This is a genomic window from Streptomyces sp. AM25, from assembly GCF_058146165.1.
Window position 1 is genome coordinate 192,499 of record NZ_JBKIWN010000138.1, and the last position, 22,039, is coordinate 214,537.

Annotated in this window: 16 protein-coding genes; 7 read left to right on the top strand and 9 right to left on the bottom strand. The window is 72.8% G+C overall.

Annotated features, from left to right (window positions below; all coding sequences use genetic code 11):
- Positions 1 to 1,182 (bottom strand): LCP family protein, encoded by a 1,182-nt coding sequence (locus ACLHRZ_RS40630; protein ID WP_490423636.1) that lies wholly within the window; start codon positions 1,180 to 1,182, stop codon positions 1 to 3.
- A 119-nt stretch (positions 1,183 to 1,301) separates the two neighbouring features.
- Between ACLHRZ_RS40630 and ACLHRZ_RS40635 the strand changes: the two genes are divergently transcribed.
- Complete coding sequence (locus ACLHRZ_RS40635) at positions 1,302 to 1,853, top strand: acyl-CoA thioesterase (protein ID WP_490423637.1); 552 nt, start codon at positions 1,302 to 1,304, stop codon at positions 1,851 to 1,853.
- Positions 1,854 to 1,995: 142 nt separating this feature from the next.
- Here ACLHRZ_RS40635 and ACLHRZ_RS40640 read toward each other — a convergent pair whose 3' ends face one another.
- Positions 1,996 to 3,528, bottom strand: coding sequence for an LCP family protein (locus ACLHRZ_RS40640; protein ID WP_490423638.1), 1,533 nt, complete (start codon positions 3,526 to 3,528; stop codon positions 1,996 to 1,998).
- 122 nt (positions 3,529 to 3,650) lie between these two features.
- Here ACLHRZ_RS40640 and ACLHRZ_RS40645 point away from each other — a divergent pair, with 122 nt between their 5' ends.
- The gene (locus tag ACLHRZ_RS40645; protein ID WP_490423639.1) at positions 3,651 to 4,673 is read left to right on the top strand and encodes a glycosyltransferase family 2 protein; all 1,023 of its coding nucleotides are present in this window, start codon (positions 3,651 to 3,653) and stop codon (positions 4,671 to 4,673) included.
- A gap of 13 nt (positions 4,674 to 4,686) precedes the next feature.
- On the opposite strand, the gene ACLHRZ_RS40650 is transcribed toward ACLHRZ_RS40645, so the two are convergent.
- The 4 genes from ACLHRZ_RS40650 to ACLHRZ_RS40665 all read right to left on the bottom strand — a co-directional run bounded on the left by ACLHRZ_RS40650 (position 4,687) and on the right by ACLHRZ_RS40665 (position 10,667).
- Positions 4,687 to 6,393: an LCP family protein gene (locus tag ACLHRZ_RS40650; RefSeq protein WP_490423640.1), complete on the bottom strand. Its 1,707-nt coding sequence runs from the start codon at positions 6,391 to 6,393 to the stop codon at positions 4,687 to 4,689.
- Positions 6,394 to 6,517: 124 nt separating this feature from the next.
- Positions 6,518 to 8,227 (bottom strand): LCP family protein, encoded by a 1,710-nt coding sequence (locus ACLHRZ_RS40655; protein ID WP_490423641.1) that lies wholly within the window; start codon positions 8,225 to 8,227, stop codon positions 6,518 to 6,520.
- Positions 8,228 to 8,489: 262 nt separating this feature from the next.
- Entirely contained in the window at positions 8,490 to 9,839 is a 1,350-nt protein-coding gene (locus ACLHRZ_RS40660; RefSeq protein WP_490423642.1) for an LCP family protein, read from the bottom strand.
- 75 nt (positions 9,840 to 9,914) lie between these two features.
- Positions 9,915 to 10,667 carry a TIGR03089 family protein gene (locus tag ACLHRZ_RS40665; protein WP_490423643.1) on the bottom strand — a complete coding sequence of 251 codons (753 nt, stop codon included), beginning with the start codon at positions 10,665 to 10,667 and terminating at the stop codon, positions 9,915 to 9,917.
- Between the two features lie 128 nt (positions 10,668 to 10,795).
- Between ACLHRZ_RS40665 and ACLHRZ_RS40670 the strand changes: the two genes are divergently transcribed.
- The 3 genes from ACLHRZ_RS40670 (at position 10,796) to ACLHRZ_RS40680 (ending at position 14,440) form a co-directional block, all read left to right on the top strand.
- Complete coding sequence (locus ACLHRZ_RS40670) at positions 10,796 to 12,322, top strand: peptidoglycan recognition protein family protein (protein ID WP_490423644.1); 1,527 nt, start codon at positions 10,796 to 10,798, stop codon at positions 12,320 to 12,322.
- Between the two features lie 81 nt (positions 12,323 to 12,403).
- Positions 12,404 to 13,495 (top strand): mannose-1-phosphate guanylyltransferase, encoded by a 1,092-nt coding sequence (gene manB / locus ACLHRZ_RS40675; RefSeq protein WP_490423645.1) that lies wholly within the window; start codon positions 12,404 to 12,406, stop codon positions 13,493 to 13,495.
- 42 nt (positions 13,496 to 13,537) lie between these two features.
- Complete coding sequence (locus ACLHRZ_RS40680; RefSeq protein WP_490423646.1) at positions 13,538 to 14,440, top strand: DNA-3-methyladenine glycosylase family protein; 903 nt, start codon at positions 13,538 to 13,540, stop codon at positions 14,438 to 14,440.
- Between the two features lie 176 nt (positions 14,441 to 14,616).
- Here the strand turns inward: ACLHRZ_RS40680 and ACLHRZ_RS40685 are convergent, their stop codons facing one another.
- The 3 genes from ACLHRZ_RS40685 to ACLHRZ_RS40695 are packed head-to-tail and all read right to left on the bottom strand — an operon-like array spanning position 14,617 to position 17,463.
- Positions 14,617 to 15,939, bottom strand: a complete 1,323-nt coding sequence (locus ACLHRZ_RS40685) for a coenzyme F420-0:L-glutamate ligase (RefSeq protein WP_490423647.1) — start codon at positions 15,937 to 15,939, stop codon at positions 14,617 to 14,619.
- A complete protein-coding gene (gene cofD / locus ACLHRZ_RS40690) occupies positions 15,936 to 16,910 on the bottom strand; it encodes a 2-phospho-L-lactate transferase (RefSeq protein ID WP_490423648.1) in 975 nt (324 codons plus the stop codon). Before cofD ends, ACLHRZ_RS40685 begins: the two co-directional genes overlap by 4 nt.
- Before the next feature lie 19 nt (positions 16,911 to 16,929).
- Positions 16,930 to 17,463 (bottom strand): cysteine dioxygenase, encoded by a 534-nt coding sequence (locus ACLHRZ_RS40695; RefSeq protein WP_490423649.1) that lies wholly within the window; start codon positions 17,461 to 17,463, stop codon positions 16,930 to 16,932.
- Positions 17,464 to 18,114: 651 nt separating this feature from the next.
- Between ACLHRZ_RS40695 and ACLHRZ_RS40700 the strand changes: the two genes are divergently transcribed.
- Positions 18,115 to 18,378, top strand: a complete 264-nt coding sequence (locus ACLHRZ_RS40700; RefSeq protein WP_004952403.1) for a WhiB family transcriptional regulator — start codon at positions 18,115 to 18,117, stop codon at positions 18,376 to 18,378.
- A 334-nt stretch (positions 18,379 to 18,712) separates the two neighbouring features.
- Positions 18,713 to 22,039 (top strand): glycosyltransferase family 2 protein (locus tag ACLHRZ_RS40705; protein ID WP_490423650.1); only part of this gene is annotated, 3,327 nt, incomplete at its 3' end.

Below are 22,039 nucleotides of genomic sequence, written 5' to 3' on the forward strand. Positions count from 1 at the left end.
TCACTTGCCGGTGACGGTGACCTTCTCGTCCTTCTTCAGCTGGTCGAAGAGCTGCTTCGACTTCACCGGGTCCCACTTCACCGCGACGCCGTCGCTGCGCGTCGGCAGGTTCGGGTTCGAGATCGGCACGGTCACCTGCTGCCCGTCCCCGCCCGTGACGCCCTTCATGGCCCAGAACATCGAGGTCAGGTCCCACAGCCCCATGTCCTTGTCGACGATGAGGGTGTCGAGGCCCGAGCCGATGACCGGGTAGAGCCGGAAGGGGTTGAGGATCGTCGAGGGCGAAGCGGCCTGTTTGGCAAGGGTGTTGAGGAACTTCTGCTGGTTGCGCATCCGGCCCAGGTCCTGGTCGGCCTCCTGGTGCCGCTGCCGGACGAACGCCAGCGACTGGGTGCCGTTCAGGGTCTGGCAGCCCGCCTTGAAGTCCGCGCCCGAGTCCCGGTCCTTGATCGGCTTGTCGATGCACATGTCCACGCCGCCGAGCGAGTCGACCAGGTTGCGGAAGCCGCCGAAGCCGATCTCCGCGTAATGGTCGATGTGCAGCCCGGTGTTGTACTCGATCGCCCGGATCAGCAGCTCGGCGCCGCCGTCCGCGAAGGCCTGGTTGAGCTTGTGCGTGGACTGCGGGTACTGCTTGCCGGACTTCTCGCCGGTGAAGGCGGGGATGGTGACGTACGAGTCGCGCGGCAGGCTCAGCATCGTGGTGCCGTTGTCACCGGTGTGCAGGATCATCATCGAGTCGGTGCGCTTGCCGTCCGCCGACCCGGTGTGCATGTCCTTCTTGTCCTGCTCCGACAGGCCTTCGCGGCTGTCCGAGCCGACGATCAGGTAGTTGGTGCCGCTGCCCGAGGGCGCGCGGTCCTTGATCTTCCCGAGGTCGACCTCGCGGCGCAGCTGGGAGTCGGCCCAGAAGTACGTGACGGTGGCCACGACGACGAGGGTGCCGAGGACCACGATCGTCCCGATCTTGATCCGCCGCTTCCAGTCCGGGGCCCCGCTGCGCGGCGCACGGCCCCTGCCGCCCGGTCCCGGGGGAGTGCCGCCCCGGCCGTAGACCTGGCCGGTGCTGTAGCCGCCGTCGGGGTGGGAGGCGCCCGGACGGTACTGCGGCGGCAGGCCGCCGCGCCGGGTGGGCGGCACGGCGCGGGCGTCGTTTGTCCGATTCTGGGGCCGATTGTTCATGGAACGAAGTGTGCCTGGTGCGGCACGCCGACCCACAGGGCCCGGACGGGATCGGGGCAGGGCTGTTGCAGAGCTGATGCAATCCGGGCCCTTCGCCGGGCCCGCTTACAGTGGGTGGCATGACCCTTCAGGACCGGAGCCCGGAGCCGGCGATATCCGGCAAGCCGACCTCGGCGTCCCGCACGACGCTGTCCCACATCATGACCAGCCATGACACCAACCTCCTGGGCACCGTCCACGGTGGCGTGATCATGAAACTGGTCGACGACGTCGCAGGCGCGGTCGCCGGCCGCCACTCCGGCGGGCCCGCGGTCACGGCCTCGATGGACGAGATGGCCTTCCTGGTGCCCGTCCGGGTCGGCGACCTGGTCCATGTGAAGGCCCAGGTCAACTGGACCGGCCGGTCCTCGATGGAGGTCGGGGTACGGGTCCTCGCGGAGCGCTGGAACGAGTCCACGCCCGCGGTGCAGGTGGGCAGCGCGTACCTGGTGTTCGCCGCCGTCGACGAGAACGGCAGGCCGCGCAGCGTGCCGCCGGTGCTTCCGGAGACGGACAAGGACCGGCGGCGGTACCAGGAGGCGCAGATCCGGCGGACGCACCGGCTGGCACGGCGCCGGGCGATCATGGAGCTGCGGGAGAAGGCCGCGGCTGAGGGCTCTGACGCGGCCTGAGGGTGCGGGTCGTGTGTGGTTGCTCGCACCCACGCGGCGGAGCCGCATATTGATACAGCCCCGCGCCCCGAAGGGACGCGGGGAACTGCGCGACCAGCCATGACGAGCCCGCAGTCGACACACTGCACGTCGCGCGGAGCGCTCAGGCCCCGGCCGGGCAGACCGCCTGGTCACCGGTCAGCACGGAACCGCCCCCGGGCGGCGGCCCCGCCGCCGTACCCGGTACGGGGTGGACGGACCGGAAGTCCGAGCCCACGATCACCCGCATCATCGGTCCCTGCCCCGGCACCGCCCTCAGTTCCGCCCCCGGGAAGGCCGCCGACAGGGTGCGTACCGAATGGTCCCAGCGCGGGTCGTAGCTGAGCACCGTCCGCTCCGCCGTCGGCGCGTTCGTCGGCGACCCGGTCGTCGCGAAGCCCGCCGCCCGCAGGGCCGCGTCCACGGACTGCCCCAGCCCCGGCCGCCCGGTCCCGTTGAAGACCTGGACGTGCACCCGCCCCGGCGGCACGTCCACCGCCGCCCCCTTCGCCTCCTGCGCCTCCGGCGCCCGCTCCGCGGGCCGCGAGGTGATCGGCCGGTCCTCGCGCAGCGCCGCGAACAGCCGGTCGGCGGCCGCCTCGTCCCACTTCACGGTCGAGCCGAGGTGCGGCACGGGGAAGTCGACCACCCCGATCGGCACGGAGGTGAACTCCGCCGAGGAGGGTGCCAGGCTCCGCATCGCCTCGCCGAGCTCGACGAGCTGCGCCGTGCCGAACCCCCGGTCGGCGCGCATGGAGCCGATCACGGTGGAGGCCACGTCGTGGAACTTCACCGGGTTCAGCAGCACCCCGCTGCCCGCGACCCGGTGCATCAGCGCGGCGAGGAACCGCTGCTGCCGCTGCATCCGGCCCAGGTCGGCGGCCCCGTCGAGGTGCCGGGAGCGGACGTACTGCAGGGCCTGGCCGCCGTTGAGGCTGCTGGTGCCGACGGGAAGGTCGAGGCCGGTGTAGTCGTCCTTGAGCGGCTTCGGGGTGCACACCTGCACCCCGCCCACGGCGTCGACGGTCTTCATGAAGCTGGTGAAGTCGACCTCCAGGTAGTGGTCGAGGTGCACGCCGGTCAGCCGCTCGACCGCCCGCACGGTCAGCCCGGGCCCGCCCTCCGCGTAGGCGGCGTTGAGCTTCTGCGGGTGGACGGGGTGCACCCGGCCGTTCTCGTCGGTGTACTCGGGGATCTCGGTGTACGTGTCGCGCGGCAGGCTGACCACGCCGGCCCGGCTGCGGTCGGCGGAGAGGTGCACCAGCATCACGGTGTCGGTGCAGTGACAGGCCTCGCCGCCGAGGTGGTACGCGGTGCGCTCCTCCTCGGTGATCTTGTCGCGGCCGTCGGTGCCGACCAGCAGGAAGTTGGTGCCGCGGCTCACCCGGGGCCGGTCGGAGAGCCCGCTGAAGGGGTCGATGCGGCTGATGCCGCCGTCGATCCCGGCGACCAGTGCGTGCCCCAGCCCCCCGGCGGCCAGCACCGCGGCCGCCGCGCCCATGGCCATGCGCAGCCCCCAGCGCCGGTGGCGGGGGGCGCTGTGGCGGGGCCGGTTCGGGCGGGGGAAGCGGGCCGTTGCGGTCACGTCGGGACCTCCGCAGCGATCAGGAGGGGGCGGGGAGAAACCGGGCGGAAACCGCAAGAACCGTAGGCCCATACGATCAGCTGGCCGCGGCACCGCGCCGTCCGCGGGGGCCCGGCCACCCGGCCGGGGCGGGCCCGTGTCCCCCATTGGCGGTAACGTGACGAACGACCCCGTAGCCCTGTCCCCGAGGAACCATGCCAGTTCAGCAGCAGCCGCCCGCCGTTTCCGTGATCATGCCGGTGCTCAATGAGGAACGGCATCTGCGCACCTCCGTCCGGCACATCCTCGAGCAGGAGTATGCCGGGGAGCTGGAGGTGGTCATCGCCCTCGGACCGTCCACGGACCGCACGGACGAGATCGCCGCAGAGCTCGTGAAGGAGGACGCACGGGTCCATACCGTGCCGAATCCCACCGGACGCACCCCTGCCGCACTCAATGCCGCGATCAAGGCATCACGTCACCCGATCGTGGTACGGGTCGACGGGCACGGCATGCTGTCGCCCGACTACATCGCCACCGCGGTGCGGCTGCTGGAGGAGACCGGCGCGCAGAACGTCGGCGGCATCATGCACGCCGAGGGCGAGAACGCCTGGGAGCAGGCCGTCGCCGCGGCGATGACGTCGAAGATCGGCGTGGGCAACGCCGCCTTCCACACCGGCGGCGCGGCCGCCGCCGCCGAGACGGTGTACCTGGGCGTCTTCCGGCGCGAGGCGCTGGAGCGGCAGGGCGGGTACAACGAGGAGTTCATCCGCGCCCAGGACTGGGAGCTGAACTTCCGCATCCGCGAGGCCGGCGGGCTGATCTGGTTCTCGCCGGAGCTCAGGGTCTCGTACCGCCCCCGGCCCACGGTCCGGGCACTCGCCAAGCAGTACAAGGACTACGGCCGCTGGCGGCACGTCGTCGCCCGCTACCACCGCGGCTCGATCAACCTGCGCTATCTCGCCCCGCCGACCGCCGTGCTGGCCATCGCGGCCGGTGCCGTGGTGGGCGCGGCCGTCACCCCGTGGGGCTTCGTGGTGCCCGCCGGGTACCTGGCGGCCATCGCGGCCGGCTCGGTGCCGGCCGGCAAGGGGCTGCCGCTGAAGGCGCGGGCGCAGATCCCGGTCGCGCTGGCGACGATGCACATGTCGTGGGGCTTCGGCTTCCTCACCAGCCCGCGCTCGCTCGCGCAGCGCGTCATCGCCAGCCGCCGCCCGGCGGTCAGGCCGGGGGACTGACCGGGCCGGTCCTTCACCAGCGGTTGAGCGAATTGACCTTCATGCAGGCCGACTTGTCGTCGCCGTTGAGGGGGTCGGAGCTCTCGGGCGCCTTGTTGTCGCCCGGCTTCCGGGCGCCGTTCTTCGCGTCGGGCGACGTGGAGGGCGACGCCGAGGAGGCGGAGGCGTCCGGGGCGGGCTCGCCGCCGTCGCCGTTCGGGTAGACCGTCCCCTCCCGCCAGTCGCCGCCGACGACCAGGGTGGTCTGCTGCACCTCGGGCGACAGCCGCACCGCCGTCTCCGGCAGGCCGAGCGCCTTGGCGACGGTCAGGGCGTCGCTGCGCAGCGCGGCCCGCGGGTAGGTGATCGTCGTGTCGGCCTGCGCGCGGGGCGTGGAGTCGGAGACGGTCTTGGCGAAGCCCTGCTTGACCAGCAGGGCGGCGATGTCGGCGCCGCGCCCGGTGGCCGGCGGGAGGACGGCGGTGCCGGTGCCGTTGAAGACGGTCACCGGGATGTTCGCCTTGGCCGAGGCGGGAGCGGTGCCGGTGGCGCCGCCCTCGTCCTTCTTCTTGTCCTTGCCGTCCAGCGCGACGTCGTTGCGGACGAGCGAGAAGAGCTTGTCCGCGTCGCCGGGCTTCGGTATCACGTGGGCGTCGGGGTCCTGGGGGTCGGCGATCCACGGCATGGTGGTCATGGTGATCCGGCCGGAGGGCACCCGCTTGATGTCGTCGGCCAGGTCGTAGAGCTTCTTGACCGAGCCGAGGTCCTTGTCGACGGTCAGTGCCTTGGTGGCGGCCTCGGCGAGGCCGGTGAGCTGCGCCGGGTCGGAGAGCTTGGTGCCGGCCTTCAGCTGACGGACCATCGAGTTCATGTACAGGTGCTGGGCGTGGGTGCGGCCGATGTCGCTGCCGTCCTCGAAGCCGTGGCGGGTGCGCAGCCACTGCAGCGCCTGCTGGCCCTTGACCGTGTGCGTGCCCTTCGGCAGCCGCAGCCCGGACTTGTCGTCGTAGACGTTGGCGTCCACGCAGACCGGGACGCCGCCGACGGCGTCGGCCATGTTCACCACGCCGGAGAAGTCGATCATCATGAAGTGGTCGACGGGGATGCCCGTGAGCTCCTCCCAGGTGGCGACCGTGCAGCCCGGACCGCCGTTCACCAGGCTGGTGTTGATGATCTGCGACGTGGTCCCCTTGTAGACCTTGCCGCTGTCCGGGTCGGTGCACTTGGGGATCGTCACCCGGGTGTCGCGCGGGACGCTGATGACGGACATGTTGCTGCGGTCCGCCGAGACATGCACCAGCATCTGCACGTCGGCGAGCGGCGGCCGGTCGGCGTCGTCGCGGGCCCCGCCGAGGTCCTGGTTCTCCTTGCTGGCCCGGCTGTCGGACCCCAGCAGCAGAATGTTGATCGGACGCTGCCCCTCGGCGTTGGCGACGGACCGGTCGAGCTGCTTGTCGCCGAGGTTGAGGGCGCCCTTCCTGATGTTGTCGTTGAGGTGCTCGTAGTAGAACCACCCGCCGCCGGCCGCGGCGAGCACGGCCACGGACACCCCGAGGGCGGTCCGCCGCACTATGCGAAACGTCCGCTTCCGCTTGGCGTTCCCGCCGCCGTCCCCCGCGGGGCGGTCACCGGAGCCGCCGTCCCCGCCGGAGCCGCCGTCGGCCTGTGCGGGGACGTCCGCCTTCACGGGGCTTTCGGCCTGTCCGGGTATCTCGTCCTGCACCGCATCGCTCTGGCGCATCGGGCCTCCCCTGAAGTGGTGCGTGCGTCCGGCCCGATGGGCAGGCGTGTTGTGCCGGTTGGTGCACGGCGGTCTGTGTTACTGCATTATGCGGCGCGTAAATATGTTCGACGGACGTGCTGCCCTACTTGGCACACACGTTCTGGTCGTCGGCTTCCATCTTCTGCACGCCCTCCGGCGCCTTGGCGGGGGCCGGGGCCGAGACGGGGGTGCCCGCGCCCTTGAAGTCCGCGCCGAGCGTGAGCTTCATTTCCGCCTTCGGCGGCGCGTCGCCGCCGCTCTGCCGGAGGGCGTCCGCGGGCAGCCCCATGGCGTCGGCCAGCCGCCGGGCCTGGTCGGCCTGGTTGGGGGCGAACTCCAGGACCGTCTTGTCCACCTTGCCGCCCGTGGCGTTGCCGCCGTTGCTCGTGCGCGTCATGCCCTTGGAGTTCTGCATCCAGGCGACGGCCTCCTGCGCGGCGCCCATCCGGCGGCTGCCGTTGAAGACCCGCACCCTGACGTTCGCGGGTTCGGCCTTCGGGCCCTGCAGCAGCGCCTGCTGCTTGGCGTCCGCGTCCTCCTGGGCCTTCTTCTCCTTCTCCTTCACCTCGGTGAGGGAGACGTCCTGCCGCACCATGGCCAGCAGCGGGTCGGCCTTCGCCTTGTCCAGCACGACCGTCTTGTGCACCTTGCCGTCGGCGGGGTTGTCAATGACGGGCAGGGTGGCGAAAGTGATGTTCTTCAGGTTGACCTTGCTGAGCTCCTTGCCCAGGCTGGCCAGCTTGCCGACGGAGGAGATGCCGGTGTCGACGGTCAGCGACTTGGTGGCCGCGTCGCCGAGGTCGTAGAGCTTCTTCGGGTTGGTGAGGGTGTCGCCCGACTTCATCTTGCGGATCATCGAACTCAGGAACTGCTGCTGGAGCTTGATGCGGTCCAGGTCGCTCTCGAAGCCGACGCTGTGCCGGGTCCGGACGAACGCCAGCGCGTCCTCGCCCTGGATCTCGTGCCGGCCCTTGCTCAGCTTGAGGTGCGACTTGGGGTCGTCGATGTCCTTGCCGAGGCACACCTCGACGCCGCCGACCGCGGAGGAGAGCTCCTTGACGGCGTTGAAGTCGGCCATCATGAAGTGGGTGACCTTCAGGCCCGTCAGCTGCTCGACCGTCCGCCAGGTGCAGCCGGGGTCGCGGTCCTCCTGGCCCAGGCTCTCGTTGAAGCGGACGTTCTTGGAGCCGGGGATCGTCTTCGTCGCCCCGCCGGCCTTGGTGGGGCAGTCCGGGACGTCGGTGATCATGTCGCGGGGGATGGAGAGCGCGGTGGCGTTCGTCCGGTCCTCCGAGACGTGGAAGAGCACGGTGGTGTCGGCGTGGCCGACGCTCCCGTCGTCGCCGTAGCCGGTGTTGCCCTTGCCGGAGCGCTTGTCGGTGCCGATCACCAGGATGTTGACCGGGCCCTTGGTGACGGCCGCGTTGTCGATGCCGACGTCGACCTTGTCGATGTTGCCGTTCAGGTGCTCGTAGATCAGATACGCGCCGACCGAGCCGCCGACGAGGACGAAGGCCAGCGTGCCGCCCGTCCAGACCAGGGCCTTCTTCCTGCCGGTGCGTTTCTTCGGTTTGGGCCTGCGGCGGTCCGCGCCCGCCGCCTTGCCGCCGCCGGCGCGGCGGCCGGCAGCGCCGCTGCGCTGCCCGGGCACCGGGCGGGGGGCGGGACGGGTTCTCCGTGGGGCCGGGGCGGCGGGGGCCGACGGCTCCCCCGGCTCGTCGAGGCGCAGCTCATAGCTGCCGGTCTTGGGGTCGAACACCCACTGGTCGGCGGGGTCGATGCCACCCGCTCGCCCACGGCCTTGCGCGTCCACGGTCGCCTGAATCCTCCGTCGGGTGCCACCCGGCGCCCTTCCCCCTGGGACGCCCGATCACCTTCACGTCGTCTGTGCAGTGCGCGCCGAGCCGGCAGCGCGCACCGGATCGCTCACACTATCCGCCCAGTTCAGCGTCCAGCGACGCCGGGGACAAAATGCACTCCCCGACAACTGGGCGATCCCCCCGTTCCCTTCGCGGGTTGCGAACGCCTCGGCGAACGCGGGGGTGAAAGAGATGATCGCACCTTTTCGGCGGTGCTCAGCCGCAGATGCCGCGCGCCGCGGTCGTCCCCTGGTACGTGGGCGGGCCGTCGGGCCTGGTGGACGGCGTGGGAGCGGGCCCGGCGGTTTCCTGCGAACGCCCGCTCGCGGAGGGCGCCGTCGGCGCCGGGGGCAGCGCGGAACGGTGCGCCGCAGGGGGTTCGGGAGCGACGCCGGTCCCGCTCTCCGGAACGTCGACGGGATCGGGCTCGTCGTCCCGCGGACCCTGCGGCGGACGCCGTCCGCCCGGCTTGCCATCCGCCGGCCGGACGTGCTCGCTCACCGTCACGGGCCGGTCCATGCGCAGCTGTTCGAACAACTGGTCGGCATCCGGCTGGACGAGCTCGTCGCGGTCGGAGTTGTACGGGTACGGTTTGCGCGGCACCGTCAGGAACTGCACGTGATTGCTGGGGATGTTCCGCACGGTGCGCACCAGGTCGTACATCTTGCGCAGCGAGTCGAGCCCGGAGTCCGTGGTGAGCGACTTGGTGGCCGCGTCGAGCACCGGGTAGAGCCGGGTGGGGTTGAGCAGCACGCCGTCGCTCTGCATCTCCTGGAACAGGGCGCCCATGAACAGCTGCTGACGGCCCATCCGTTCGGTGTCGCTGCCGTCGCCGAGGCTGTAGCGGGCCCGGACGAAGCCCAGCGCCTGTTCCCCGTGCAGCACTTGGCGGCCGGCGGGCAGCCGCAGGTGCGCCTCGCGGTCGTCCACGGGCTTCTTCAGACAGACCTCGACCCCGTCGACCGAGTCGACCAGGCGCTTGAAACCGCTGAAGTCCAGGACGATGTGGTGGTCGATGCGGACCCGGCTGATGCCCTCGACGGTGCGGATGGTGCAGGCGGTGCCTGCGAGTTCGTACGCCCAGTTGAACTGCGCGAAGCGCTCGTTGGTGTAACCGCCGTCCGGCTTGCGGCAGCGGGGGATCGTGGCCATCAGGTCGCGGGGGAGGCTGACGGCGGTGGCGCTGCGCCGGTCGGCGGCCAGGTGCAGCAGGATCGTGGTGTCCGAGCGCTGGGTGCCGCTGTCCTCGCCGTACCGGGAGTTGCCGGCGCCGCTGCGGGTGTCGGAGCCGATGATCAGGATGTTCTGGGCGCCGTTGACCATGGCCTGCGGGCGCTCCTTCTCCCAGCGCCTGAGCTCCGCGGCGGTCTCGTCGTCGGTGTGGATGTTGCTGTTGAGCTGCTCGTAGAGCACCCAGCCGATCCCGGCCACGGCCAGCACCAGCAGCGCCATGCCCCCGGCCAGCGCGCGCAGCCAGCGCCGGCGCCGGGGCAGACCCGCCCTGCCGTCCGGCCCCCCGAAGAGGGGTCCGTCCGGCAGGCGGGGCCCGCCAGGGCTGTGGTTCACGGCTGACTGCGTCCTTCCCGCGCGGGGTCGGCGGCGTACCGTCGATCATCGCGCGGAACCGGCGGTCCGGCAGCGTCAGAGGGCCGTCACGGTGACGCGCTCGCTCGCGCGCCGCTGTTCCAGGCCGTCCGCGGGCAGCAGGCCGAGGTGCCGGCACAGCACGACCGAGCCGCCCGCGGCGAGCGGCGCGAACAGCCCGGCCGACAGGCCGTCCCAGCCGTCGTAGGACAGCCCCGACAGCAGCCGCGAGCCGGCTTCGAGGCCGAGCCTCCCCGCATCCGCACGGGCCCGCTCCACCAGCTCCGCGCCCGTGAGCTCCAGCCCGTCCACGGCGAGTGCCGGACCGTCGGGGTCCACGGGGGCGTACGGGGCGAAGCGGTCGCCCTGGCCGGGGACCTCGACGGCGTAGTCGAGGAAGCCCTGCGGCGCCTCGGGGAAGCGGCCGCCCAGGGGGCGCAGGGCCAGCGCGACGCGCTCGCCGGAGCAGGCGCGCGCCTGCTCCAGGGTGTCCGGCCCGCTGACGACCAGGTCGGCGGCGGCGGGGTCGCCGCCGGCGTCGGCGAGCACGCCCACCGAGGAGCAGGCGAGCAGCCAGACGGCCGTCTGCCAGTGGGCGGGCAGCAGCAGGGCGAGCCGGTCGCCGGGTTCGGCGGCGAGGTCGCCCTGCAGCAGATTGGCGGTCTTCGCCACCCAATTGGCGAAGGTGGCCACGGAGAGTTCCACGCGCTCGCCGGTGGCGTCGTCGTAGAAGGTGACCTGCGGGCGGGCCGGGTCCGCGGCGAGCGCGGAACGCAGCAGGTCGGCGGGGGTGCGGTCGGTGGCGTTCATCCGCGCCAGAGTACGCGGCCCAATGACTGACGGTCAGTCGGACGGCGGGTGTCCCGGGGCCGCTCCGGGCCGACATACCAGCAGTTGAGCAATGGACAGGAATGTCCCATTGTGTTCAGGTTTCTTCCATGCGTGGAATCCTCGTCACCCCCGCCGTCACCGCCTGTGCCGCCCTCGCCCTGCCGCTCCTGGCCCCGGCCTCCTCCGGGGCGGCGCCGCACCACGCGACCCGGCCGGAGAGGAGACCACCCGCCGCCCCCGCCGCGCCGGCCGGCCTGACGCGCTCGCTCCCGCTGGTCCCGCTCGGCACCGCCCGCCGCGCGTACGGCACGGCCTCCGGGACGGGCGGAATGGGCCTGCCGGCCCAGGAGGTCCGGCCTTTCTCGCTGATCGGCATCGTCTGGGACGACGCCGACACCGAGCTGCACGGCCGGGTCCAGGTCCGCACGCGCTCGACGGCCACCCGCGCCTGGTCGGGCTGGCAGGACATCCAGGCGCACGACGACGACCGCCCCGACCCCGACTCGGACGAGGGCCGCCACTCCAAGGTGCACGGCTCCACCGCACCGCTGTGGGTCGGCGCCTCCGACGCCGTCCAGGTACGGGTCCGCCCGGAGCCCTCGGCCGACCGGCAGCCCGCGGCCCACGGCGGCGGCCTGCCCAGGGGCATGCGCGCGGAACTCGTGGACCCGGGCCGCGACCCGGCCCCCGCGCCCGCCGGCGCCCACGGCCGGCGCAGCGTCACCCCGCCCGGCCCGGTCCCCGGCGGCGACAGCGAGAGCTCCTCCTCCGCCTCCGCGGCCAACGCCCCCCTGGCCCCGCTCGGCGCCACCGAGATCCCCGCCGCGGACCGCCCGGACGCCCAGCGGGACGTCGCCGCGGCGCACATCGGCATCGGGCACATCACTGCCGATGTGAACACGGAGGAGCCGGAGACCCAGGACGCGCCGGAGACGGCCCCCTCCCAGGACATCGCCAGCATCCCGCTGAGCCCCGAGACGGACCGCGGCACGGAGGAGAACGCCGACGACTCCGAGTCCGCGGGGCGCTACGTGGGCCCGCGCCCGCGCATCGTCACCCGGGCGGGCTGGGGGGCCGACGAGTCCATGCGCGAGCGGCAGTTCGCGTACACCAAGTCCGTCAAGGCGGCCTTCGTCCACCACACCGCCTCGGGCAACGGCTACAGCTGCTCCGAGTCCGCCTCCGTCATTCGCGGTATCTACCGCTACCACGTCGTGAGCAGCGGCTGGCGGGACATCGGCTACAACTTCCTCGTCGACAAGTGCGGCACGGTCTACGAAGGCCGGGCGGGCGGCGTGGCCAAGGCCGTCAAGGGCGCTCACACGCTCGGTTTCAACACCAACAGCATGGGCATCGCCGTGATCGGCACGTTCAGCAAGAACAGCGCCCCCGGCGCGGCCGTGGACGCCGTGGCCAAGCTCGCCGCGTGGAAGCTGGGCCTCTTCGGCATCAACCCCAAGGGGTCGGTGTCCCTGGTCTCGGGAGGCGGCAACCTCTACAAGAAGGGCACCACCGTCAAGATCAAGGCGATTTCGGGGCACCGCGACGGCTATGCCACGGAATGCCCCGGTGACAAGCTGTACTCCCGTCTCGGCACCATCCGTTCCACCGCCGCCCGGCTCCAGGGCCGCTGACCGGCGCGAAGCGGACTCGAACGTTCTGCATACACTGGCCGCCGTTCACGGCCCGGCCCCAGCAGGAAGCAGAGACAACAGTTGACTTCTTCGCCAGAAGCGATCCTCCTGGTCGGCGGCAAGGGCACGCGGCTGCGCCCGCTCACGGTGCACACGCCCAAGCCGATGGTCCCGGCGGCGGGCGTCCCGTTCCTCACCCACCAGCTCGCGCGGGCCCGCGCGGCCGGGATCGAGCACATCGTGATGGCCACGTCCTACCTGGCCGAGGTCTTCGAGCCGTACTTCGGCGACGGCTCCGCCCTGGGCCTGCACCTGGAGTACGTCACGGAGGAGGAGCCGCTGGGCACCGGCGGGGCCATCCGCAACGTCGCCCCGCGCCTGCACTCGGGCCCCGACGACCCGGTCCTGATCTTCAACGGGGACATCCTCACGGGCCTGGACATCGAGGCCCTGGTGGAGACGCACCGCACCGCGAACGCGGACGTCTCGCTCCACCTCACCCGGGTGGCGGACCCGCGCGCCTTCGGCCTGGTCCCCACGGACGGAACGGGAAGGGTCACGGCCTTCCTGGAAAAGCCGCAGACCCCCGAAGAAATCGTCACGGACCAGATCAACGCCGGGGCGTACGTCTTCAACCGCTCGGTGATCGACACGATCCCCGCGGGCCGCCCGGTATCGGTCGAACGCGAAACGTTTCCGGACCTCCTCTCCTCGGGCGCCCACCTGCAGGGCATGGTCGACTCCACCTACTGGCTGGACCTGGGCACCCCGCAGGCCTTCGTGCGCGGCTCGGCGGACCTGGTCCTCGGCCGCGCCCCGTCCCCGGCGGTGCCGGGCCGGTGCGGGGAGCACCTGGTGCTGGGCGATGCGCAGGTGGCGCAGGACGCCAAGCTGATGGGCGGCACGGTGATCGGCAAGGGCGCACGGGTGGCGCCCGGGGCGCGCATCGAGGGCAGCACGGTCATGGACGGCGCGGTCGTGGAGGCGGGCGCCCAGGTGACGGACTCGCTCATCGGCGCAGGCGCCCGCGTGGGAGCCCGCTGCGTGCTGGACGGCGCGGTCATCGGTGACAACGCGAGCATCGGCGCGGACAACGAACTGCGAGCGGGAGCCCGCATCTGGTGCGACGCGGTGATCCCACAGGGGGCGATCCGCTTCTCGTCGGACCAGTAACCGCCGCCGATCCCCTTCGGGGCACGGACGTACCCTGGCCGAATGACCACCCGCACGTGGACCCCGCCGGGCCCGTACGACCCTGGGCGCACACTGGGCGTCCTGGCGAGGGGCCCCGGCGACCCCGCGTACCGGGTGGCGCCGGACGGCTCGATCTGGCGGGCGAGCCGCACGCCGGCGGGGGCGGGAACGCTCCGCATGACTGCCGAAGGCGACCGCATCAGGGCGGAGGCGTGGGGCCCGGGATCGGACTGGCTCCTGGACGGCCTCCCCACCCTCCTGGGCGCGGAGGACACCCCGGAAGCGTTCGTCCCCCGCCACCGCCTGCTCCACGAGGCACACCGCCGCAACCCGGGCCTGCGGCTGGCGCGTACGGGCCTGGTCCTGGAATCGCTGATCCCGGCGATCCTGGAGCAGAAGGTGACCAGCGACGAGGCGTACAGAGCGTGGCGCCTGCTGCTCCAGCGCCACGGCGACAGGGCCCCGGGCCCGCTGCCGGGCCTGTACGTGATGCCGGACCCGGGAAGCTGGGCCCTGATCCCGTCGTGGGAGTGGCACAAGGCCGGGGTGGACACCAAACGAGCGTCGACGATCATCCGCGCCGCCCGCGTGGCGCCCCGCCTGGAGGAGGCAGCGGCGATGCCGGGGCCGCAGGCGGAGGCGCGCCTCCGGAAGATCCCGGGCATCGGCCCGTGGACGGCGGCGGAGACGCTGCAGCGCAGCAACGGCGCGGCGGATGCGGTGACGACGGGCGACCTGCACCTGCCGAAGCTGATCGGCTACGCCCTCACGGGAGCCAGGGGCACCGACGACGCCGGAATGCTGGAACTGCTCGCTCCGTACGAGGGCCAGCGCCACCGGGCATGCCGCCTGATCCTCCTGACGGCCCCGGTACCGCCCAGGAGAGCCCCCCGCTTCCCGGTGGGGAACATCGCGCGCCTCTGACGCCCGAATCACAGGCGACGCGAGGGGGCGGGGCGGGGGCGGGGCGGGCCCTGGAGAGGGACGTAAAAACTTTTTGTGGCAAGTGCGGGGCGCCCCACCCGTGGACCAGGGCTGCCGCAAAAAGTTCAGTCCCCGGAAGGGCCCGCCCCGCTCCCGCCCCACCCCCGCCCCATGGACTACCGCACCTCGACGAACGCCTCCGCATCCCGCGCGGCCCGCGCCGCAGGCGCACCGGCCGGCCGGCCCACTGCAACGGCCCCCATCGGGTCCCAGCCCTCCGGCAGCTCCAGGGCGTCCCGCACCACGTCACGGCAGAACATCGTCGACGAGACCCAGGCCGAGCCCAGCCCCTCCCCGGCAAGCGCCACCAGGAAGTTCTGCACCCCGGCCCCGGCCGCGACGACGAACATCTCCCGTTCCGCGGCGGCCCGGCGGGCATCGGGATAGGCATGCGAGCCGTCCATCACGAGACAAGGCACCACCAGACAGGGAGCCTTCCGCAGCACGTCCCCCCGCCGCACCCGCTTGGCGATGGCCTCCTCGGACCGCCCGTCCGCCCGCAGGTCCGCGATCCACGCGTCCCGCATCGCGTCGAGCAGCCGCACCCGCGCCTCCTCGGACTCGAGCAGCACGAACCGCCACGGCGTGGTGTGATGCGGCGCCGGCGCCGTGACAGCCGCCGCGACGGCCCGCCGGACGGCCCCCGGATCCACCGGCACGTCGGGAAGGAACTCCCGCACGGTCCGCCGCAGCGTCACCGCCTCCCGCACGGCCTCGGAGGTCCCCAGCCGGAACATGTCACCGGCCGCACCACGCACCAACTCCTGCGCCCCGGAGCCGTCGTACTCACCCCCCACCACATGCGCCAGCCCCCGCACCACGGCCACCGGCAGCCCCCCGGCCTTGCCCTTGACCAGGTCCCCGGCGGCGGCGAGCTCGTCGGCGGTGGCCACCACGGTCACCCCGAGCTCGTTCCCGTGCGCATCGACGGCACCGCGCAGATCCTCCAGGACCCGCACCCCGGCGGTCCCGATGGCGACGTCGGTCAGCCCGCTGCGCCACGGCCGCCCGAACGTGTCGGTGATGACGACGCCGACCGTCACCCCGAGCGCGTCCCGCAGCCCGTCCCGGATCCGCCGCGCGGAGGCGTCGGGATCCTCGGGCAGCAACAGAACGGTGCCGGAAGGCGTGTTGGAGGCGTCGACACCGGCAGCGGCCATCACGAAACCCTGCCGGTTCTCGACGATGCGCAGCGTGCCGCGCCGCGCCACGACCCGCACGGTCTCGGAATCGATCGCCGCCTGGCGGTCCTCGGCGAGGACGACGCGTCCCTCGGCCTTGCTGACGATCTTCGAGGTGACGATGACGACGTCGCCGTCGAGCAGCCCGGGCAGCCCGTCACCCACGACCGACGAGGCGATGAGCTTGGCGAGATCGTCCCCGCCCTGCACCTCGGGAATCCCGGGAAGCGCCCACACCCGAATGGCCGGAACGTTCATGCGCCCCGCACCTCCTCGGCCAGTGCCAGCGCCTCGGAGGCCATCCGGGCGGTGGCCGGGACATCGGTCATCATGAGCGGCACGGCCCGGCACCGGATCCCGGCGGCCTCGACGTCCGCGACGGCCCCGGCGTCGACCGTGTCGACGAGCCACCCGTCCAGCAACCCGGCCCCGTAGTGCCGGGCGACGGCCGCAGCGGTGGACTCGACGCCCACGGCGGCGAGGACCTTGTCGGCCATGCCGCGCACGGGCGCGTCCCCGACGATGGGGGAGAGGCCGACGACGGGTGCCCCGGCGTCGGCGACGGCCTCGCGGACGCCGGGCACGGACAGGATGGTGCCGATGCTGACGACGGGGTTGGACGGCGGGAAGAGCACGACGTCCGCGGCGGCGAGGGCCTCCAGCACCCCGGGCGCGGGCTTGGCCTGCTCGGCCCCCACGGGAACGATCGCGTGGGCGGGCACGGAGGCCCGCATCCGCACCCAGTACTCCTGGAAGTGCACGGCCTTGCGGCCGCCTTCGCCGTCGGCGCTGTCGACGAGGACGTGGGTCTCCACCCGGTCGTCACTCATCGGCAGCAGCCGCACGCCCGGCTGCCAGCGCGCGCTCAGCGCCTCGGTGACGGCGCTGAGCGGGTACCCGGCGCCGAGCATCTGCGTCCGCACGATGTGCGTGGCGAAGTCGCGGTCGCCGAGCCCGAACCACTCGGGCCCCACGCCGTAGGCCGCCAGCTCCTCCTTCACGGCGAAGGTCTCGCCGGCCCGGCCCCACCCCTGCTCCTCGTGGATGCCGCCGCCGAGGGTGTACATCACGGTGTCGAGGTCGGGGCAGACCTTGAGGCCGAAGAGGTGGATGTCGTCGCCGGTGTTGCCGATGACGGTGATGTCGGCGTCGGGAGCTGCTGACTTGAGGCCGCGGAGGAAGCGGGCGCCCCCGATCCCGCCGGCCAGAACCACAATGCGCTGCTGCATGCCTGCAGTCTGTCAGCCGCTACGAACCGCCCTGAAGAGCGGTCCGGGCGTGGCCTGTTCCGGCCGGGGGGAGAGCGCACTGCGGCAGCCCGGCCTGCGGCCGGTGCATCGGCATCTCGGTGAGCCCGGGGAAGTAGACGTGCAGGCTCACGGCGGGTTCGAGCGAGTCGTTGAGCACCTCGTGCGCGTAGCCGGGGGCGAAGACCCGCTGGGCCCCGGCGGGGAGCCGGCGCCGCACCGCGCCGGCGGCCTCGGTGAGCTCACCCTGCACCACGGTCAGTACGCCGGACGAAGGCCCGTGGCCGTGCAGCCCGCTGCCCTGCCCGGGCACCCAGCTGAGCAGCCAGACCTCGTACCCGGGCCCGGTGCGCAGCCGGTGGTACCAGCGGCTGACGGCGTCGTAGCGCACGAGGTGCGCCCAGGCGGCGCGCTCGGCGGCGAGGGTACGGGCCAGCCCGGCGAACTCGGCGACGGTGGCGGGGTGGGCGGCGGGCGGGGGCATCAGGTGCGGGACGGCGAGGGGGTCGCCGGCGATCTGGACGTCGCTGTTCATGAAAGGTGTTCCTCAGGGGGAAGAAAAACCGGGCCGACGCCGCACGGCACACGACGAACGGGTGTGCGAAAACGCCGGAAAGGATCCGGAAGGGTCAGCTGGAGCGGAGGCGAAAGCGCGTACGCATCAACAGCTGGAACAGCGACAGCGCGCCTGAACAGCACAGCGGGACCCGTAGGCACGGGTCAGGCTGAGGTTCCCCAGAGGGAGGGAGGTCGCTGGCATGCCACCAAGGAGACCGGGCCACCGGCCCCGCTGTCAACTGGATGTCTGTTTTGACGATATTGGTTCACCTCTTCCGGTAGTCGAAAGGGGCAAAGGGTTTGTGCCGTCGTAATGCCGGACAGGTGGCGCACCGTCCGGGTCGCCATCGGGCTTCCCGGACCGTGCTGCAACTGGGATCGACCCCCTCGGCGTCCTCCCTTGCGGAAGGGGGAAGCGAGGTCCCTGTGACGAGTGGGAGATGTGTCCACTCTTGTGTTGGTTTGGCAACTTTACGCTCAGCCTTGGTTCCGCAGAGTGAATAAGGGGCCCAATAGCAGATCCCGGCTTGACTGCCCCGGATCGCCGCACTTGTAATTTCACTCGTGTCGTTCTGTCGCACCTGATAGCGGCAGCACACGGGGACGCAATGACAGACGAGGGGCGCACATGACCGAGCTGTTCCAGCAACTGCTGGTCGAGGAGGCGGACGAGGAGCTCGGCTGGCAGGAGCGCGCACTGTGCGCTCAGACCGACCCCGAGTCCTTCTTTCCCGAAAAGGGCGGATCCACGCGCGAGGCGAAAAAAGTATGCCTGGCCTGTGAAGTCCGTTCCGAGTGCCTTGAATATGCCTTGGCCAATGATGAACGCTTTGGCATCTGGGGCGGATTGTCCGAACGTGAACGCCGCCGCCTCAAGAAGGCCGCGGTCTGACGGTCGCCGGTCCACGACCGACGCACGAGTCACGAACTGACGCGATGTCTTGTACAAGGCCGGCCCAGGGGACTGAAGGACCATCCGGTCCGAGCACTCCCGCCGCACCATCCGCAACACCGTCCATAGCGAACAGTCCGCCTCCCGCGCCCCGCAAGCGGGAGGCGGACTGCTGTGTGCGGAGCCACTAGGGTGGGTTCCTCGACGACGCACCGTGCGGCCGCGGCAGTGCCCTTCCGGGCCCGCCGGACCCGCCCGCGTCCACCGCAGCAGTCCAGCACCGCAGTCCTCCGGGGGTGACCCGGGGACGCCCGGCCGGAGGGCCTGTACCTCGATGTCCGTGCACAGCACTACGGCGAACCGCTTCCCCGCCGGCTCCTTGTCCGACCACACGGTTCCCCCGGCGTTCCCGCGCCACGTGGTCACCGCCGTGCTCGTCGCCCACGACGGCGCCCGCTGGCTGCCCGACGCCCTCGCCGGACTGCTCGGCCAGGAACGGCCCGTGCAGAACGCCGTGGCCGCCGACACCGGCAGCGCCGACGACTCCGCCCGGCTGCTCGCCGAAGCCCTCGGCGACGACCGCGTCCTGCACCTCGCCCGCCGCGCCGGCTTCGGCACGGCCGTCGACGAGGCCGTCCGCGCCGCCCCCGTGCCCACCGCCGACGAGCTGCCGTACCTGCGCAGGTCCAGCGGCTGGGACCCGGTCGGCCGCACCTGGAGCGAGGACGACGACGGCGCGTACACCGCCGACCTCGAACCCGTGCAGTGGCTCTGGCTGCTGCACGACGACTGCGCCCCCGAGCCCGGCGCGCTGCACGAACTGCTGCGCGTGGCCGACGCCGAGATCACCGCGGGCCGGCCCGCCGCCGTCATCGGCCCCAAGCTGCGCAGCTGGTACGACCGCAGGCAGCTGCTGGAGGTCGGCGTCTCCATCGCCCGCAGCGGCCGCCGCTGGACGGGCCTGGAGCGCCGCGAGCAGGACCAGGGCCAGCACGACCAGGTCCGTCAGGTGCTCGCCGTCTCCTCCGCCGGCATGCTCGTCCGGCGCGACGTGTGGGAGCAGCTCGGCGGCTTCGACCAGCGTCTGCCGCTCATGCGCGACGACGTCGACCTGTGCTGGCGCGCCACCGCCGCCGGACACCGCGTGCTCGTCGCCCCCGAGGCCGTGCTGCGGCACGCCGAGGCGGCCGCCCGCGAGCGCCGTCCGGTCGACTGCGCGGGTCGCAAGCCGGCCGACCCGCACAAGGTCGACAAGGCCGGCGCCGTCTACACGCTCCTCGCCAACACCCGCGGCGCCCTGCTGCCGTACGTGATGCTGCGGGTCGTCCTCAGCACCCTGCTGCGCACCCTGGGCTACCTCGTGGGCAAGGCCCCCGGGCAGGCGCTCGACGAGGTCGCGGGGCTCATGGCCACGCTGCTGCGCCCCGGGCGCATCCGCGCCGCGCGCAAGCGGCGCGGGCAGCCGTCCGTCACGGCCGGCGAACTGCGGGCCCTCTTCCCGCCGCCGGGCGCGACCGTCCGCGCCACCGTCGAGCAGCTCGCGAGCGACTTCGGCGCCGGGAAGGACGACGGGGCCTCCTCCGCCGGACGCCACGGGGCCGTCGAATCGGGACCGGGCGGGGACGACGCCGACTACCTGGAGATCGAGCAGTTCGCCCGGCTCCGGCGCATCGCCCGCAAGCCCGCCCCCGTCCTCTTCACCGTCCTGCTGCTCGTCTCCGCCATCGCCTGCCGCGGCCTGTACGGCGGCGGAGCGCTCTCCGGCGGCGCGCTGCTGCCCGTACCGGACGGCGGGTCCGCCCTGTGGGCGAGCTACACCGGCGGCTGGCATCCGGTCGGCACCGGCACCACCGCCGGGGCGCCGCCCTATCTGGCCGTCCTGGCCGCCCTGTCGACGTTCTTCCTCGGCTCCACGAGCTTCACCCTCACCCTGCTGCTGGTCTGCTCGGTGCCGCTGGCCGGTCTCACCGCCTACTTCGCCTCACGCCCGCTGGTCGACTCCCGGCTGCTGCGCGCCTGGGCGAGCGTGGCCTATGCCTTCCTGCCCGCCGCCACCGGCGCCCTCGCGACCGGCCGGCTGGGCACCGCCGTGCTGGCCGTCGTGCTGCCGCTCATGGCGCGGGCGGCGGTCACCGCAGCGGGCCTCGGCACCGCAGGGGCCCGCCCCTCGTGGCGGGCGTGCTGGACGTACGCGCTCCTGCTGACCGTCACCATGTCCTTCACGCCGGTCGTCTGGCCGCTCGCGGCCCTGCTCGGCCTCGGCGTGCTCGTCCTGCGCTGTGTGCGCGGCGGCGCGGGACAGCTGACCGTGCAGGGGCCGCGGCTGCTCGCCGTGCTCCTCACACCGGTCGTCGTACTGGCCCCCTGGTCGCTCGGACTGTTCACGCATCCGGCGCGCTTCCTCGGTCAGGCGGGACTGGACCTGGGGCACGGATCCGCCTCACCGCTCGGACTGCTCACCGGCGACCCCGGCGGGCCGAAAACCGGTGCGTTCCTGCTCACCGGTGTCGTGCTCGCCGCGCTGGCCGCGCTGCTGCGCAGCGACCGGCAGTTCGCGGTCCGCACGGCCTGGGCCGTGGCACTGACCGGTCTGCTGTGCGCGGTGCTGGGCAACCGGACAGCCTGGGCCGGTCCCGCCACCCTGGTCTACGGACTGGCGCTCGTCGCGGCGGCCGTCGTCGGCGCCGAGGGCGCCCGGGAGCGGGTGGCGGCGCAGAGCTTCGGCTGGCGGCAGCCGCTCGCGGGCCTCATCGTGCTCGCCGCCGGGGCCGCACCGCTCGTCGCCGCCGTCGCCTGGACGGTCGTCGGCGCGGACGGGCCGCTGGCGCGCCGCGACCCGGCGCAGGTGCCCGCGTTCGTCGCCGAGGAGTCCGGCACCCGCGACCAGGCCCGCACCCTGGTGCTCGGCGGGGACGCCGCACACATCACGTACACGCTCGTCCGCGGCGCCGGGGCACGCATGGGCGACGCCGAACTGAGCGAGGCCGCGGGCCGCGACGGACGGCTCGACTCCGTCGTGGCGCACCTGATCGGCGGCTCCGGCGCCGATCAGGCGGGCCGCCTCGGCGACTACGCGGTCGGCTACGTCCTCGTGCGCGACAACGACAGCGCGACCGCCCGCACGGTCCGCGTCCTGGACAGCACCCCCGGGCTGACCCGGCTGAGCCAGGAGGGCCACACGGCGCTGTGGCGGGTCGACCGGCGGGTCGCCCGCGTGACGGTCGTCGGCGGCACGCAGCAGGACAGCGGCCTTCCGGTCCCCGTCGCCGCCGGGCCGGTCACGGCCCGGGCCACGCTGCCGGCCGGCCCCGCGGGCCGCGTGCTGCGGATCGCCGACAAGGCCGCGCCCGGCTGGAAGGCCACGCTGAACGGCAAGGCCCTCAAGCGCACCACGGTCGACGGCTGGGCCCAGGGCTTCGCCCTCCCCGCGGGCGGCGGCAAGCTGTCGCTGACGTACGAGACCCCGGTGGCGCACACGGCGTGGATGTGGGGGCAGGGCCTGCTGGCGCTCCTCCTGGTGGTCCTCGCCCTCCCGGGCCGCCGGCGCCGGGTCGACGACGACCTGCCGGAGGCCGACGCCGCGCCCGCCGCCGCACCGGCCGCCGCGACCGTGCCGGAGCAGCCCGTGCCGGGGGAGGGCCGCCGGGCCCGCCGTCTGCGC